General features: G+C 40.8%; 12 protein-coding genes. 4 read left to right on the top strand and 8 right to left on the bottom strand.

All coding sequences use genetic code 11. From position 1 onward, the window contains the following. Window positions 1-161: 161 nt before the first annotated feature. Both VUI23_RS01410 and VUI23_RS01405 read right to left on the bottom strand, forming a co-directional pair. On the bottom strand, window positions 162-2,486 hold the full coding sequence (locus VUI23_RS01410; protein WP_342806434.1) for a chondroitinase-B domain-containing protein: 2,325 nt from the start codon (window positions 2,484-2,486) through the stop codon (window positions 162-164). A gap of 417 nt (window positions 2,487-2,903) precedes the next feature. Continuing rightward, a complete protein-coding gene (locus VUI23_RS01405) occupies window positions 2,904-3,650 on the bottom strand; it encodes an SDR family oxidoreductase (protein ID WP_216049486.1) in 747 nt (248 codons plus the stop codon). Window positions 3,651-4,094: 444 nt separating this feature from the next. On the opposite strand from VUI23_RS01405, the gene VUI23_RS01400 reads away from it, so the two are divergent. Both VUI23_RS01400 and VUI23_RS01395 read left to right on the top strand, forming a co-directional pair. Further along, complete coding sequence (locus VUI23_RS01400) at window positions 4,095-4,643, top strand: heme NO-binding domain-containing protein (RefSeq protein WP_342806432.1); 549 nt, start codon at window positions 4,095-4,097, stop codon at window positions 4,641-4,643. Beyond that, window positions 4,640-6,133: an ATP-binding protein gene (locus tag VUI23_RS01395; RefSeq protein WP_342806430.1), complete on the top strand. Its 1,494-nt coding sequence runs from the start codon at window positions 4,640-4,642 to the stop codon at window positions 6,131-6,133. Before VUI23_RS01400 ends, VUI23_RS01395 begins: the two co-directional genes overlap by 4 nt. Here the strand turns inward: VUI23_RS01395 and VUI23_RS01390 are convergent. From VUI23_RS01390 to VUI23_RS01375, 4 genes are read right to left on the bottom strand one after another with little or no spacing between them, the layout of a single operon-like run. Beyond that, the gene (locus VUI23_RS01390) at window positions 6,130-7,425 is read right to left on the bottom strand and encodes a response regulator (protein ID WP_342806428.1); all 1,296 of its coding nucleotides are present in this window, start codon (window positions 7,423-7,425) and stop codon (window positions 6,130-6,132) included. The genes VUI23_RS01395 and VUI23_RS01390 overlap by 4 nt on opposite strands. Then, window positions 7,418-9,079, bottom strand: a complete 1,662-nt coding sequence (locus VUI23_RS01385) for an ATP-binding protein (protein WP_342806426.1) — start codon at window positions 9,077-9,079, stop codon at window positions 7,418-7,420. The genes VUI23_RS01390 and VUI23_RS01385 overlap by 8 nt, the downstream gene beginning before the upstream one ends. Next, the gene (locus VUI23_RS01380) at window positions 9,079-9,918 is read right to left on the bottom strand and encodes a phosphate/phosphite/phosphonate ABC transporter substrate-binding protein (protein ID WP_342806424.1); all 840 of its coding nucleotides are present in this window, start codon (window positions 9,916-9,918) and stop codon (window positions 9,079-9,081) included. Before VUI23_RS01380 ends, VUI23_RS01385 begins: the two co-directional genes overlap by 1 nt. Before the next feature lie 25 nt (window positions 9,919-9,943). Then, a complete protein-coding gene (locus VUI23_RS01375; RefSeq protein ID WP_216049480.1) occupies window positions 9,944-10,507 on the bottom strand; it encodes a response regulator in 564 nt (187 codons plus the stop codon). A 178-nt stretch (window positions 10,508-10,685) separates the two neighbouring features. On the opposite strand from VUI23_RS01375, the gene VUI23_RS01370 reads away from it, so the two are divergent. Next, window positions 10,686-11,723 (top strand): hypothetical protein, encoded by a 1,038-nt coding sequence (locus VUI23_RS01370; RefSeq protein ID WP_342806422.1) that lies wholly within the window; start codon window positions 10,686-10,688, stop codon window positions 11,721-11,723. 22 nt (window positions 11,724-11,745) lie between these two features. Further along, window positions 11,746-13,497 carry an EAL domain-containing protein gene (locus tag VUI23_RS01365; RefSeq protein WP_342806420.1) on the top strand — a complete coding sequence of 584 codons (1,752 nt, stop codon included), beginning with the start codon at window positions 11,746-11,748 and terminating at the stop codon, window positions 13,495-13,497. Window positions 13,498-13,535: 38 nt separating this feature from the next. On the opposite strand, the gene VUI23_RS01360 is transcribed toward VUI23_RS01365, so the two are convergent. Together VUI23_RS01360 and VUI23_RS01355 are read right to left on the bottom strand one after the other, a co-directional pair. Next, window positions 13,536-14,717 (bottom strand): NAD(P)/FAD-dependent oxidoreductase, encoded by a 1,182-nt coding sequence (locus tag VUI23_RS01360; protein WP_342806418.1) that lies wholly within the window; start codon window positions 14,715-14,717, stop codon window positions 13,536-13,538. A 784-nt stretch (window positions 14,718-15,501) separates the two neighbouring features. Next, window positions 15,502-16,674, bottom strand: coding sequence for a M14 family metallopeptidase (locus VUI23_RS01355; protein ID WP_342806416.1), 1,173 nt, complete (start codon window positions 16,672-16,674; stop codon window positions 15,502-15,504). Window positions 16,675-16,683: the final 9 nt, after the last annotated feature.

Below are 16,683 nucleotides of genomic sequence, written 5' to 3'. Positions count from 1 at the left end.
CCTATACCTGATGCTAATAATATTATTCTTTACGTTTATGATTACGTTTGTTGGTTAACTTTTAGAACCTTCATTAATCTCGAAACCCTTGCATAATGCCGTGCTCACATATTCTTTATAAGACTAGGTGAGCACGGTTTCGCTGTCTTGGTTTTATTGCTTCACTTAGAAACATTACCTTTCATAACCGCAGTAGAAGGACCCTTAGCAAAGGTTTCTGTCACTACCGGTAAAGGTGTTTTAGTAAATGTATTGTTCAATATCTGGGTACGCGGCTCACCAACAGTATGATCGATAGTGATGACCTTGCTTTGCGTAAACTGATTTCCCTCTAATAGAGTCTGTTGAACACCTAAAAGAAAGATAGCAGAGGCAGATTTATTACGTTTGCCGCCACCAACATTTTCAACGGTGCTGTTGGTCATTCTAAAATGTGGACCAAAAGTACTTTCATCTGTACCGCCACGATAGACTTTCGCAACCGCACCTTCAATGTTCACAAAACTAGAATTTTTGATAGTGACGTATTCCGCATTATAAATGCCCAAATCATCTTGTTCTTTGTCTAAGCGTAGAACATCACCCGTGATATTTTTGAAAACACTATCAGTAATCTCAATATTTTCGGCCATGCTGCGATAACCAGAGTCAAACACATGGGCCGAGTGGTTCACATTTAAATCGGTGATATGCGTATTGTTGATGGTCAATTTGTAATTATGTAGGGTGGGTAATTTGGTATTTCGAATTAACACATTACCTGCGTTGTCTGGAGTTTTCACGCCTGAGATATTCAGTCCATCTAATTTCAAGCTGCCGCCATCTTCTATCTCAAAAGTCAAAGAACGCATTGGGTAAAGAGTAACGGAACGTGGAGTAGCGGCTTTAAGGGTTACCACAGACTTCACTTGTAGTTGTTTGTTGAGATCATAGTTACCTGGCGCAAGCATTATGACGCTGCCGTCTGCTACTTCACCGATTGTTTTCATAAGCTCTTCGGCTGAAGAAACATTCACCACACCTGCAGAATCAAACTCAACAGGCGCGTCGGCTTTAGGATACCAACTTACACCGGTTTCATCTTTAGCAATAGGTTTAAGTGACGCTGCAGCACCAACATTGGCTTGCTGTGCGCTGGCACTTTGAAGAAGACCATTATCGCCTCTGACCAAATCACTTTTGTGTATTGTGAAACCTGAAGCAATCTCTTCTTGTGGAGATTGGCTGGCAATGTTGTTGGCAAAGGTAATACCTGAAACATCATCAAATATTTTAAAAGGATTACTGCCGTCAGCATTGATGATCAAATTATTTGAAAAGCTGCTGTCAATTGGTGTTGCAGTACGCTCACTGTCACTGCCGCCAGCCAAATTAATGTTGTCGACGTTAACAATAGTGTTGTTTTCGATTGTCGCGTTTTTAACTTGATGATAGCGGTTAATAGTTGAATTAGGCACGCCGTTTAGAATAGTAAAGCCACCACCAAAACGAATTCCTGTTAACCCTTCCATATAGTTGTTGCGAATGGTTTGGTCAGCGTTGATGACACGAATACCACCAGTATGGTCTTTGCCATTACCGAAGAATACGTTGCCTTCGACTACGTTACCGTTACCATGACGTAGAGTTAAGGTTCCGCGGCTTTCTAAAAATACATTATTAAGGAATTGGTTTTTACCAGATTTATTAGAAATGATTTCCACTTCACCGTTACAACGTTCAAAGTAATTATTTTCAACCACTGTGAAAGAGTCTGTTAAAGAGTACTTACTGGTACCAATACGCAGTGTTTCGCCACCGTTAGAACCAAGGATTGGACGTGGACCGAAGTAGTTATGATCTATGCGGTGATGGTTCTGTTGGCTATCTTCTGTATTCAGTCTAACCGCCATGGTCACACCAGCATTGTTTTTACCTTCCAAATGGCTGTGGTCAAAACGGTTATTCTTGCCGTATAAGACAACCCATTTATCCGCATTAAATTTGTCCGTGTTGCTAAATCCATCTATGACGACTTCCGTTACTCGTGAATTATAAGCTAAGGTGTTAGCGTCTTCTCTGAACGAAATCACTTCACCAGTGGGGCTGTATCCGTCTTTAAATACGAGTCCTTCAACAACTAAATATTCACCAGATAAACGTAAGTTAGAAAGTCCGGTTAAAATGACTTTGCCTTTGGTTTGGGCTTTTAGGGTAATTGGTTTTTCAGCTGTGCCTTTACCTTTTAAAAGAATTTCAAAATCTTTCCATTCTTTGTCAGCGAGAATTAAGGTATCGCCAGGTTGTAATGAGGCCGCGGCTTCTAAAAACTGCTGTTGGTTGTTAATCAAAATACCATCTGCGGTTTTGAGCATTTCAGCAGAAGCTGATTGGCTAGTTGAGTTTTTGCTAGTGTCAGCATTTTGAGAAGATGCGCTACAACCCACAACTGAAACAACCATGGTAAGCGCGACAAGACGAGGAAAAGAGAATTTTTTAGCAAACATTCAACACGACCTAATTCCATTTTTAAAAATAAGTAGAACCCTTTCAGTATTATTAATACGATGAGCTCTGGTTGGCATTGTATGTAGTGGAAACCATACATGATTTATTTGTTACTGACACTATTACTTGTGCGTCAACTAAGCTTAGGCTTTGAATTGCAATAATTAAAGTAATGAATATCGAATAGACAATGTAACCAATTCAACAACATTGTGTCAACCACACATTAACATTTATTATTACCAATAGCGCCATTATTGGTAATACCAAATGGTAGCCCGTTGTTTTTAAAAGAGTTTAATTACAAAAAAAAGGGCCCCATTAAAAGAGACCCTGAAATTCACTACCTAACTTATCAAAATAGCCCTGTCACTTAACCCAGACTTTTCAAACTAGTTTGATAAGCTATTGTTTTATTATGAGAAAAGTAACCCGCCGTTTATGTCAACATTATTTCCCGTCATATACGAAGAGTCATCATCAGCTAAAAATCCAACTAATTTAGCCACTTCTTCTGAAGTTCCCTCACGTTTGATACAAGTCGCCCCAGCCACATTAGTTCGCACTGCATCTGGAGTGAAAGTGTCATGGAAGCCAGTTGAAATCATCCCTGGGCAAACCGAATTAACCCGAATATTAGGACCTAGCTCTTTGGCTAAACCACGGGTAAAGGTTGATACAGCGCCCTTAGACGTTGCATAAGGGATAGCACCACCGCCACCACCGTCACGAGCAGCTTGAGAAGAGAAAGTGACGATAGAGCTGCCCGGTTTCATATGCGGGATTACAGCTTGCGACATTAAAAACAGCGAAGTTAGGTTCACATCTAGTACTTTTTTCCAGTGAGCTAAATCCATTTCGGTTATTTTTTTGCGCTCAACCAAGCCACCAGAAACGTGGACTAAGCAGTCGATAGCGCCAAATTCTGATAATGCAGCTTTTACGGTCGCATCAACACTGCTTTGCTCGGTTAAATCGGCTTGCACAGCGACCGCTTTGCCACCAGCGGCAGTAATTTTAGCAACCGTTTCTTGTGCTGTTGTGGCACTGGCATGATAGGTTAACAAAACGCTCGCACCTCTCGATGCTAATTCTACTGCACAGGCAGCGCCAATATCTCGACCACCACCAGCTACAATAGCTACTTTACCTGTCATTGACATAAGTTGTTCTCCAAGAGTAAATGTTTGTTTATACCATAATGAAATCTTGCAATTATTACGTTGTATAGCTGATAACCAGTGATCTTAACAATCCAATTAACGTCAACATGCACGCGCAACTGCTGGTGTATATGTTAAATTAAAGTAACTAACCCGAATTTCATTGTCAACCAAGAAATTAAATTGATCATTACCAAAAATACTAACCAAAATTACTATTTGGTCGTAATAATGACTATAGTCTATTCATTATATTAATGACTATTATTTAATATATGCAGAGTAAAGTGCCACAATATGTTAATCAAAATGCGCCCTGTAACGGAAGAAAGATTAATCAGTGCGACTAAAGCAGCATTGATATAAAAGTGGAAAAGGTTTTCAATCTAGCTTTGATACGCCTATGTTTAATACAGACATGCTTAAATTTGATAGATAGAAGGAATGGCCGTGAAAGGTATTGTTTTTGTAAAGTTTAATGAGTTTATCGAAGAGCTGTGGGGTGAGGAGTTTTGGGACACCTTACTGGATGAAGCAAATTTACCAAGTGAAGGCATTTATACAACAGTAGGCACTTATGACGATGAGGAGTTATTTACCCTAGTTGGACTTGTGGTAGAAAAACAAAACATCTCAGCTAAAGACGCTCAGTTCGCATTCGGAAAATGGGTTTTCAAGGAATTATTTAACGCCGCGCCAGCTGGTGCTCATGATTTTAAAGACGTTTTTGAATTTTTACACGCGGTGCAAGACTTTATCCACGTAGAAGTCAAAAAACTCAATCCAGATGCCTTATTACCTGAGTTTGAATTTCTATCTGAAACACCGACAACCCTAACCTTTCACTACCAGTCTCCGCGCAAGTTATGTTATTTCTGCGAAGGTATTGTGTACGGCCTCGCGGAACACACAGAACAAAAAATAGCGGTCTCACAAATAGAATGTGAACATCGAGGTGATCAACGCTGCGTGTTAGAGGTGGTGAAAGTTTGACACTATCCAAAGAAGAATTGGAAAAAAGAGTTTCCGTTCTTGAACGCAAGGCCTTGAGGGAGAAAAAGGCACGACAACTAGCTGAGAACCAGCTTGAAAAATACTCTTTGGACATATACGAAGCCAATCTATCTTTGAAGAGCGCGCTGGCCGACTCTGAACAAAAGCAACTGGAATTGGAATATCTAGCGCGTACCTCCAGCGAAGTGGCATCTGAAATACCGCTCAACGACATGATATCCAATATCGTGAGGTTGACAGGTGAATTTTGTTCCGCAAGTTATGGACTTTTAATTATTAGCGAAAATGGCCAAGACTTATCTGACAAGAACAAAAAAGTATGGTCGTTAGAACAAGGTTGGCAGGAAAACAGCCAAGCTAAAGAATTAGCAGTTTCTTTATTACCCCTTTGTGAGTCAACAATTATGGACTCATGGTTGGTTTCACTAGTTGACAACAGCGAGCTTGACCAAAATCGACCTATCAATTCAATTTTCTATACGAACTTTGCTTGGTCTGGCTCTAAAGTAGGATGGTTAGCGTTTTTAAGCGAAGATGAAGGCATTGCGGAAGATTTGCTACCGGTATTAAACACCTCAAAAGAGCACTTAGTCAGCGGTATTCGAAGACGCTTAACGGATATTCGGATATTGAAACGTAACGTGCAGTTGCAAGATTCCTTAAGTAAGCTCGAAAAAGCTCGCCGTCAACTTATTCAGTCAGAAAAAATGGCATCTTTAGGGCAGTTAGCCGCTGGCGTAGCCCACGAAATTAATAACCCTATCGCTTTTATACGCTCAAATTTAGAAGTGCTGCAAGATTACTTAAATGATTACAAACAACTCAATACGCAGATGCAAGCCAGCTTCGAAAAAAACAAAACATTGGATATTTCTCGGTTTAAAGACATATGTAAAAAGGTTGACCTAGACTACATCGAAGAAGACTCCGAAGATCTACTTCAATCAAATATTGAAGGCTTAGACAGAGTGAAAGAAATCGTCGATAACTTGAAAGGGTTTTCTCACTCAGGAGATGAAGCTTTAGTTGAGACATCGTTAAACGACTGTATTCAATCTGCTCTTAAAATTGCTGGAAATATGTTCAAATACCAGCACAAAATTGATAATCACATGTCTACTGATTGCCCTTTGATTTTAGGTAACTCCGGCCAATTGCAGCAAGTTTTTGTGAATTTATTTGTCAACGCTGCTCACGCAATGGAGGACGGCGGTTTACTCACAATTGACTACACCAAAATCAACGACGCTGTGGTAATCCACATCAAAGACACTGGCAGCGGTATGGATGAGGAAACGGTAAATCAACTATTTACGCCTTTTTTCACCACTAAACCTGTAGGTGTGGGCACCGGCTTAGGACTATCCGTATCTTATGCAATTTTAGAAGCTCACGGCGCACAGGTTACTGTTGATTCTGAGTTAAATGTGGGCACCACCTTCAATATCACGTTTCCAGTGATTAACTAAGCCTCAACCCTATCATCTTCTACAATCAATGAGATCGGTTTGGCTTGGCTTTTTTCAAATTGGGTTAGCTTCAAAATCGTCGCTTGATTAAAAACATGTCCTTCTGGCAACACCAGAATATGTTTGTCATTCAAAATGTTGTACTTCAATGTCATCCCAGGCTCGAGCTCCTGAGTAGTAATAACGTTTTCGACAAACTCATCTGAAACAATATCTTCGTTATCCAACAAAATATCCAGTATTTGCGGATCGTAATGAGTCCCTTTCAGTTTAGTCATTTCGATCGGAAAAGTAGTATCGTCCAATTTTACTGGATTGATGCGGCCCATCTTATAACGCCAATAGTCTCTGGCTACCGCCAAGATTTTTGCGCCTAAAGGGATTTGTGCATCCACTAATTTCTTGGGACCAGAACCGTTCAATGTTTCAAATTGGCAGGTAATTATATCTGCTACATCTTGTAAATGGGTTGCAGGAGCAAGTACCAACTGAGCCACTTTAATTTGTTCTAGGTATTCCTGCTGCTGGTTGTAATTGAGCTCTTTGAAGGGTTTGCTATATAGGGCTGTATCTAGCCCTAATAAGCCAATTTCACACAGCAATGCGGCATAAGATATGGTATTAATCTGTTGTTTGGGTAATGATAATTTTTCCGCTATGCGTTTGGCAAGTAAGCTAACACTATTCGCAAAACCACCGTTTAAGTTAGGGTTAATACTGATTAAATTGTATAGTACTTTTTGGGTGGCACTGTTGTTATGCTCAATTCGCTGCATCGCTACGTGTATTTGTTTAGTACGCAACTTAACTTTGTCTTCTAAGTTTTGATTGAGCTTTTTAAGCAGCGAGTTTTGTTTTTTTACTAACTTCTGTAAATGACTATTTTCATGCTTTAATCTGACTTTTTCCAAACCTTCTTCGATAGTTTGAATAACCTCTTCGTTATTCCAAGGTTTTTGTAAATAACGGTGGATCTTGCCTTTGTTTACCGCATCTATGGTTGATTCCATATCGGAATAACCGGTTAGTAGAATACGATGACAATCCGGTTCTGTTATTGCTACTTTTTCTAATAATTGCGCACCAGACATGCCCGGCATTTTCATATCGGATATAACGAGATCGATCTTATTTTGTTCCATTATCTCTAGTGCTTGTGCGCCACTTTCAGCAAGTAGCAACTGATAGTTTTGTCTATGCAGCAAGCGCTTCATTGACTTAAGAATATTTACTTCATCATCAACGCAAAGCACTGTCATTGGTATTTCTGTTTCAACATTTTTTTCACTCATTATGGTTGCTCTTGAGATCTTCGCTATCGTTTTGAATCGGCAGGGTTACGGTAAAACAACTGCCTTTGTTGAGTTTACTGGTTACGCTAATGTCACCACCGTGTTCTTGAATAATGCCGTAGGAAATAGACAAACCTAAACCTGTTCCCTTGCCCACATCTTTAGTAGTGAAAAACGGATCAAACAACTTACTTAAGTTATCAGGCGCGATACCAGATCCATTGTCTTTAACCGATATAACAACATCTTGGTTTTGTACTTTAGTGGAAATAGTGATTTGTCCTTTCTCACCTATCGCCTGCCCTGCATTGATTAATAAATTGGTGAGTACCTGGCTAATTTTTCCAAAATTCATCTTTATTTTGGGTAACTCGCCGAGATCTTTATGAATTTCACAATGATATTTAAGCTCATTGCCGACCATTTTAAGGGTGGTCTCGATACAATCATTAATATCTAACCAACTCTTTTCCTCTGTGTCTGCCCGAGAAAATTGTTTTAGATCTTTGACGATATTGGTGATCCTATCTAAACCATCAACAGACTCGCTAAGAATGTCTTTCGCATCTTCATTGATAAAATCTAAATCTTCATTATTTACAATATCAATTAATTTTTGTTTAGAGGGCTCTACAGATTGGGATGTATCGTTCGCAAAAACAGTTGCCACTTGTGTACTGATTTGACGATAGACATCAATATATTGTTCAAGGGAACTTAAATTACTTTTAACAAAACCAATGGGATTATTAATTTCATGGGCTACGCCTGCAGCAAGTTGTCCGATGGAAGCCATTTTTGCAGATTGCGTCAGCTGTTTCTGAGTGGCATGTAGCTCCTGATTTATCTGTTCCAGTTGATGATTTCGTTGGTTTAATAAGGTAGTGCGTTGCTCTACTTTTTGCTCCAATGTGCTATTAAGCAGCTCAAGCTCCTGCTGGTAAGCTTCAGTGCGTGCATTCTCATATTCCAAGGTAGTCGCGAGTTTATTGAAAGCGCGAGTCACTTCGGCTAATTCGTCATTGCCATTCACTGGTAGCTGAGCCTGATTAAAAGAGCCACTTTCTATATTGCTTGAAATTTCTCGTGCAGCAGTTCGTAGAGTTGCCAATTGCTTGGTTAAGTAATTTCCCAACACAAAGGAAAACAAAGCCACTAGCGCCATTTCTATGACAGCGATACCAGTAGTCCAATTTTTAATCATGTCTACTGAGGTGCGAATATTAGAATTATCTAAGCCAAGCTCGACGCGACCATAAATGTGCTCAGATTCAGTGATTGTGGCAAAACTATCAAACACTCCATCATTTACGTCTTTGACTTGCGCATCTTCGACAAACTCACGAGATAACAATTGTGTATCACCGGCTTGGGCCAAAACTTGGTTTTCACTGTTTATGACCCTTACATAAAGGATATCTGGATTTTCCAATAATTCGGCGCTATAGGTCTCTAAAGATGCGAGGTCATAGGTTAACACTGCGTGTTTTATAGTACTTGCGAACAGCGAGGTAACAGTTGATGAACGGGTCGCTAAATTATCATTTAAAGTATTACGCATAAAATTGACGGCAGTAAATATCAAAGCAATCAATAACACAGCCTCGATGGCCGCAATGCTTACTATCGTTTTATTGCGTAAGGAAAGATTCATTAGTTAGCCAAAGCTGTTGCTGGTTTGCTAGTCATTAGCGCATCGATATTAAGTGCTCTTACATCATCCCAATCACTATTTTGTGCGCCATCAAAACCATTGAAATTAATACTTTTTAGTAACGCCTTTCCCTGTTCACTGTTATTCATGTTCAAAAGAACGGCTAGAATCTTATCTCTTGTGGTTGCATCCACGTTTGGATGGGTGGCAATAGCATGGCAAGTGTATCTAGCACTCTTCCAGATAGTTACTAGGGTAGATTGGGTATTTTCGTCCATGTTGTTAAGTGTGCGTTGAATCCCGCCACCAGCTGGAAAAAAGCTTCTAGACACATTCAGATAAACTGAGTCATGGGATCCCACGTACTTGGGAGTATATTCCAAACCTAGATTATTAAGCTCTGCTTGCGGCAATAAACTTGCGGCGAATGCTGCTGGAGCCGGAAAAGCTAATTGGCTACCTGCCAGATCTTGGATATTCTTAACCTTACCATCAGCATGAGCAACTAGGACGCCTTGGATGGTTTTATTGCTTTGTTTCGCTAAGGCGTTGTAACCAGAGCTTTGGTTATAAACAACATAGTGATAAGGATTCATATAGGCGATATCATATTCACCGGATTCAAGACGTTTTTCAAAGGTAGGAATATCTTTTGCCGTAGTGAATACAATATTGAGATCGGTTTGGTCGCTAATATGTTGCAGTATAGGGGTCCATAAAGTTGCTAAGCGTTTGGCCGACTGCTGCGGTACCACGGCGAAGGTTAAGGTGCTCTGTTGTGCAATTACAGCACTTGGAAAACCAATCAAAAAACCTATAAAAAATAATAACTTACACATTAGAACACCTCACTTTTGAATATCACTACTGGGTCATTTCGTTTACTAATTTCAATAATTCATCGTTTTCGAATGGCTTGGAAAGTACTGCGTTAGCACCTAATGCAAGGGCTTCATCAAGGCTGTCTTGATTCAATGCTGATATCACCAATATTTTCAAATCACGAAACTGTTCTTCTGCGCGTAAATGCTTCAAAAGCTCGAAACCATTTAAACCAGGCATGGTCAGATCAAGCGTCATCATGCTAGGTTTGTGTTGCATGAGTTTACTGCCCGCTAAAAAACCATTAGTGGCGGTATCACACTCAAAACCCGCTTTTTTGAGTACGCGTTTTATCGCATTGCCCATATCTTTATCATCGTCAACAATCAGAACGGTTTTGTTATTGGGCAAAAGTCCTGGTGGCACTGGCATATTGTTTTCTCTTAAAAAGAGTACAAAATTATCCACTGTCACCCTATTGTTGCCTCTTCCCGGTAATTTATAACCTTTCAAACTTCCCTTATCTATCCAACGTATCACCGTACGTAAATTGACATCGCAATATTCAGCAATGTCACCTGTAGTAAGAGATTTAACTTTCGTCATAAACGCTTTTCCTGAATTAGTTTTATAGTTATATCACATAAGACAAACAAGACATACATGACTAAAGTATAATACACGACATTTGTGACATTTGCTACATTTACGTCACCGATATGAATATAGTTAATTTAGCTTTGCACAACGCAGAGAATTTAGGTCCTCAGAGGTAACGTATATAATGAATAAATTGCATGTACTAATCGCTGTCTGTGTGCTGAGCATACAAAGCGTGCAAGCAACAGAAACAGAGCTTGATGGCAGCGTATTGCTCAGATACGAAAATGAAACGGACCAAATTAATTTAACACCACGTAAAAGAGTAAGAGTAATTGCTGCGATTGGCGTCACTAGTCAATTGAATGATATGTGGTCATTTACGGCACAAGCGCGCACAGGATTAAAAAACAAGCAGAATGTTCCGGCCTTTACGTTATATCAAATCACCGACCAACCCGCTGGCGACAAAGACATTTACATATCACGGGCTTTTGCGAAGGCAAAGTTTGACAGTCTAACCATGTTTGCAGGGAAAATTCCTTGGAAAACCAATCAAGTTACCGATCTGTTTTGGGACAGGCACTTAAATCCTATTGGTGTTCATTTAGATTATGACCTTGGAGCTGGGCAGAATTTGAAATTCACTAGCTTCAAACCTCTCGATGGCGCGAGTGGCACTGTTGGCCACATGTCTATTTTTCAATATCAGAGCGCATTTTCAACTGATTTAGGGAAATTAACTATATCTCCATGGTTTGTCGATTATCGTGGCCAGACAGGTGCGTTGTATGCCAAAAAAGACACACAATTCGATAATCAATTTGTACGTTTATCGATGAAAATAAAACAAGGGAATTGGCAGTTAGGAACCGATATTGGCTGGTCGATTAAAGACACGCCAATAGAACTTGGAGAAGCGTTTTCTAAGCAAAAATTGAGTTATGCCATTGAGTTAAAACAGGGTGATTTGAAAACTAATGGAAACTATTTAACCCAACTAAGATATTTACACGTTGAACGGTTTTCAGTGGTAACAGAGTTTGCACAAAACGCGTCAAGTCGTTTTGCTACAAGCAACTTTAAGGGGTGGGATTTACGTATACGCCATAAGTTAAGTAAAAATTTATGGGTAGGTGGTCGTATATCTCGGACGCAACGCTTAGTGGGGACACCCGAGCAAAGTGTGCGATTCAGATTAGAAACAAAATATACCTTTTAACCGTTATTTAGGGCCAACTATTATGTCTACAGCACTTCAAAGATACCTTTCAGAAACGCCTGCGGAGCTTTGCAATCTTCTTGTTATAGACGACGAAGAGAGTAACCTAAAAGCCATTAGCCGCACGTTTAGACGCACAAAGTACCAGGTCTTCACCGCCACCAGCGCCAAAGAAGGTTTAGAGTTACTCACTCAACATGATTTTCAAGTGGTTTTGTCTGACTTTCGGATGCCGGATATTGATGGCGGTACCTTGGTTAAAAATATCAAACAATGTTTTCCCAACATCATTTCGATGATTTTAACTGGCTATGCAGACTTCGATTCTGCTGTAGATGTAATGAACTCAGGAGCGGCTTATAAATTCCTAACCAAACCTTGGAATAATCAGTTGCTAATAGAGAATGTTGAACAAGCGTTTAAAGAATACCATCAGCGTTTGCTTAAAATGTCTAAAGAGAAACTAAACGCACAATACATCAAACCAGATCGTATAAGATTAGATAGCACCATTAAGTTTTTACTCGATCAAGAAGCCCAATTTGCGCTAGCTTCGGTGATTATTTCTGATATTTCCTTGCATGACCAATATTGGGCTAAAAGAGGAGAGCAACAACTTTTAGGCTTAGAGTCGGTAATTAAAAATATACAGGCCTGTTTACCAAATAACTGTGAGATATTTGAAGTAGATGTCGACCAAGTGCTGATTATTATTCCCGAGTCTGAGTGCGATACTGAACTGCATAACAAAATAACTTTGTTGAGTGGAGCTTTGTCGGCTTGTTCTCAAAATGACCTTAATATTCCTAAACTACAGTGCAATTTATCTTATGCTTTAGCCCCCTTCTCTGATATGGATACGCAACAGTTATTGCACTCCATCAGAAATCTTCCGGAGCAAGACTTCCACGAGAGCAAACATCACGGTCAAAAACCATGTGTAGTGAAATTAGATGCCACTTATGTGGCGAAAAAGAAGCGTAAAAAAACCATTCAAAATAGTATCCAACAAGCAATAAATAGTGACCAGTTCAGTTTGTATTTTCAGCCGAAAGTGCGGTTATCTGATGGCATGGTCGAAACGGCTGAAGTATTAATGCGCTGGCAGCACTCATCTTTAGGCTGGGTGTCTCCGGTTGAGTTTATTAGCCTTAGCGAGCTAGATGGTCAAATTGAAAAAATCGGAAGTTGGCTATTAAAAAACAGCATCAATCAGTTGATTGGCCTGCAAAAACAATATGGCAATAATATCAAATTAGCGATCAATGTATCTCCCCGCCAACTTCAGAACAATAGATTAGTAGAAGAGTTAACATATTTGCTAGACAAGACCGGATTGAACCCTGCTAGCCTGGAACTTGAAATCACTGAAGGATGTATTATCGATGATTTAACGCAAACCAGCGAAGTACTTTGGAAATTAAAGAAGCTAGGAGTAAATATAGCAATTGACGATTTTGGCTCTGGCTATACTTCGTTTGCCTATTTAACAAAATTACCTGTTGATGTGCTCAAACTAGACAAAATTCTAATTGACGATTTGGGGATAAATTCAGACGTAAGTGAGATGGTTCAAAGTGTTATAGAGCTATGTAAAAAGATGCAAATTGAGGTCGTCGCTGAAGGGGTTGAAGATGAACGCCAAGTTAAAATATTAAGAGATTTTGGCTGTGACTACATTCAAGGCTATGTATACAGTAAACCTGTCGCCAAACCTGAATTTGAAAAAACTCTAATTAACCAACCATTTAAGGTTGCAGATAAAGCCAATTAGATTTGCACAAACGCATTCAGTGGATCTTGGAATATGATTTACACATTTTGCCCAGCAACCCAAGCGCTGCTCCAGGCCCATTGGAAATTATAGCCGCCAAGCCAACCGGTGACATCGACCACTTCACCGATAAAAAATAGGCCATCGATGTCGTTTGCCATCATGGTTTTCGACGATAGTTGGTTAGTATCGACGCCGCCCAAAGTGACTTCTGCTGTTCGATAGCCCTCTGTACCATTGGGTTTTAATTGCCATTGATGGAAGGCTGCGGAAACTTGCTCAAGCTGCTTACCTTGGAATTGTTTGAGGGGTTTATTTTGTAATCCCAAATAGGGTAACGCAGTCTGTACGTAGCGTTTTGGAAAGTGCTTAGATAACGCGGTCGCTAACAAACTATCTGGTGACTGTTGCTGGCTTTGGTTCAATTCTTCGAGTAAATCGCCGTTGGGAAACAAATCAAACTCAACCTCTTGACCTGGATGCCAAAACGATGAAATTTGTAACACCGCTGGGCCGCTTAAACCGCGATGGGTGAATAAGATATTTTCGTTAAAACTAGTATTATTGCAGCTTGCTCGCGCGTCTAAAGAAATGCCACTTAACTCGGCTAATACGCTTTTGTCTTGCTCGTGTAACGTGAAAGGAACCAGTCCAGCTCGCGTTGGTTTTACGCTTAAACCAAACTGTTCAGCTATTTTGAAGCCGAATGGTGATGCGCCTAATTTCGGCATAGATAAGCCACCGGTGGCCACCACCAGCGACTCGCACCTATATTCACCTTTGCTGGTTTGCAAAGTAAATCCATCGGATGTTTTATCAATATCGAGAATTTCACATTGATTAGTCACCCCAGCCCCTGCCTTATCGCATTCTTGCAATAGCATATTGAGGATATCTTTGGCCGAATCATCACAAAATAATTGCCCGAGAGTTTTCTCGTGATAAGCAATTCCGTATTCAGCGACCAACCCAATGAAGTCCCATTGGGTGTAACGACTTAGGGCTGATTTACAATAATGGGGGTTGTCTGAAAGAAAGTTTTCAGAGCTGGCGTACATATTGGTGAAATTGCAGCGCCCACCACCTGACATCAGTATTTTGCCACCAATACGTTTAGCGTGATCCAGTACTTGCACCTTGCGGCCACGCTTAGCGGCTTCAGCTGCACAAAATAATCCGGCAGCACCAGCGCCGATGACAATGACATCAAGTTGTTTCAATATTTACTCTGTTGTTGTGTGTGATGAAATTTGAGCGATTAGAAATATCTACGCAAATTGTTGAGGGGCATTATATCGTTTCCAAGAAGGTGTGGCACGGGATTTATCCGGCAGAGGACAATACACCCGTAGCATGGCCTTTAGGCCATGAAAGCTTAATGCGAGAGCGCGGGGCTAAAGCAACCGCCTACAAAAACATTCACCTACCGCGGGGCTAAAGCACCCGCCTACAAGAACATTCCCGTAGCATGGTCTTTAGGCCATGGAAAAATACCAAGCCGCGGGGTTAAAACACCCGCCTACAAAAACATCCACCTACCGCGGGGCTAAAACAACCGCCTACAAGAACATTCACCTACCGCGGGGCTAAAGCACCCGCCTACAAAAACATTCCCGTAGCATGGTCTTTAGGCCATGGAAAAATACCGAACCGCGGGGTTAAAACACCCGCCTACAAAAACATCCACCTACCGCGGGGCTAAAGCAACCGCCTACAAAAACATTCCCGTAGCATGGTCTTTAGGCCGTGGAAGAATTCCGAACCGCGGGGTTAAAACACCCGCCTACAAAAACGTCCACCTACCGCGGCGCTAAAGCAACCGCCTACAAAAACATTCCCGTAGCATGGTCTTTAGGCCATGGAAAAATACCGAACCGCGGGGTTAAAACACCCGCCTACAAGAACATTCCCGTAGCATGGTTCAGGCCGTGGAAAAATACCGAACCGTGGGGCTAAAGCAACCGCCTACAAGAAAACTCACCCCTTGTAGGCGTTAGAATCAGGTTAATGGTTCGGTGCTTTTTCCTCGTTATTTTTAATATAGAAGGCTTCAGGAGGAGTTGCGTTGAGCGTGTTGATTAAAGTCCTCGCTGCGTGCTTGGCTACATAACGGGTTTTTTCGTCCGGTTCGTTGTCACCCACTTCGTAGGTAACGCCATGGACATGGTAAACATCGGCAAAATACTGCTTAAAGACACCTCTACCAGGGGAAGTGCCAGGTTTGTCAAACACTTTAAACACTCCTTTAGTTTGTTCTTGTAAACTTGATAACCAAGTCACGACCATTTCGGTTGGAGCGATATTTTCATCCTGGGGAATGGTGTAAAAAACATTATTATGAGTTGAATGGAAGTCCATCCCCATCACAATTTTACCGCCGCCATCAGTTATGATGTCTAAATATTGTTTCACCGCGCTCGTTTCTGGCTGAGAAAATACATTCCAATCGCGATTCAGGTCTTTATGGCCTAAACCATGACGCCAATGACCTTCTGCAACGCCATCAGGATTGATGTTAGGCACGACCAACACATTAAACCGAGATAAAAAGTCAGTGTTAGATGCGGTGTCTGCAAGAAACTCGTCTAAAAATGCGAACATGGCTACAGCACCGGTGACTTCGGGAGGATGTTGACGGCCAACAAATATTACCCATTCTTTGTTTTCAGGTTTACTTAAAGTGAAGGCTGACAAGGACCGGCCTGCGGTGGACTTGCCAATAACAAATGGCTCAAAGGAATAAGTTTGCGCTGCTTTTTCTAACCAATTGTGGTACTCCGAATTTGGCATGGGCCGCTGCGCTGCAACGTACAAAGGTTTGCTATTCACTTCGAGTGACATTGACATACCCTTTTCATTTGTATCAAAGGCAATGGACTGCCAAGACATTTGATCATCACTTACTTTAGGCAAATATCTTGGCGCAAAACCGTCAAAAGTAAGTACAACTTTTATTGTTTTAGCCACCGGCGATTTTACGCTGAAGTAATACCAAGGGCTTGGGTTAATAGGTTTATCTTCAGGCAAGAAGGTCAATACGTACTCGCCTTTTTTGTTCAGTTCACAATTATCTAAACTACCAGACTCAAATTTGGCAGAAAAGCTTACATCCTTAAACTCACAAGCAAAGGTTACAGGTGCCGAAAATGCCAGTGCAATTAATAAAAATCGGATCATTATATCTCC

The organism is Alteromonas sp. M12 (genome assembly GCF_037478005.1).
Lineage (GTDB): Bacteria > Pseudomonadota > Gammaproteobacteria > Enterobacterales > Alteromonadaceae > Aliiglaciecola > Aliiglaciecola lipolytica_A.
This window is presented reverse-complemented; position numbering and strand designations above follow the sequence as displayed.

Coding starts and splice junctions, on each gene's coding strand:
- VUI23_RS01390 (WP_342806428.1), bottom strand. CDS start 7,425: ATGAGTGAAAAAAATGTTGAAACAGAAATACCAATGACAGTGCTTTGC.
- VUI23_RS01375 (WP_216049480.1), bottom strand. CDS start 10,507: ATGACGAAAGTTAAATCTCTTACTACAGGTGACATTGCTGAATATTGC.
- VUI23_RS01370 (WP_342806422.1), top strand. CDS start 10,686: ATGAATAAATTGCATGTACTAATCGCTGTCTGTGTGCTGAGCATACAA.
- VUI23_RS01385 (WP_342806426.1), bottom strand. CDS start 9,079: ATGAATCTTTCCTTACGCAATAAAACGATAGTAAGCATTGCGGCCATC.
- VUI23_RS01400 (WP_342806432.1), top strand. CDS start 4,095: ATGGCCGTGAAAGGTATTGTTTTTGTAAAGTTTAATGAGTTTATCGAA.
- VUI23_RS01410 (WP_342806434.1), bottom strand. CDS start 2,486: ATGTTTGCTAAAAAATTCTCTTTTCCTCGTCTTGTCGCGCTTACCATG.
- VUI23_RS01380 (WP_342806424.1), bottom strand. CDS start 9,918: ATGTGTAAGTTATTATTTTTTATAGGTTTTTTGATTGGTTTTCCAAGT.
- VUI23_RS01405 (WP_216049486.1), bottom strand. CDS start 3,650: ATGTCAATGACAGGTAAAGTAGCTATTGTAGCTGGTGGTGGTCGAGAT.
- VUI23_RS01365 (WP_342806420.1), top strand. CDS start 11,746: ATGTCTACAGCACTTCAAAGATACCTTTCAGAAACGCCTGCGGAGCTT.
- VUI23_RS01355 (WP_342806416.1), bottom strand. CDS start 16,674: ATGATCCGATTTTTATTAATTGCACTGGCATTTTCGGCACCTGTAACC.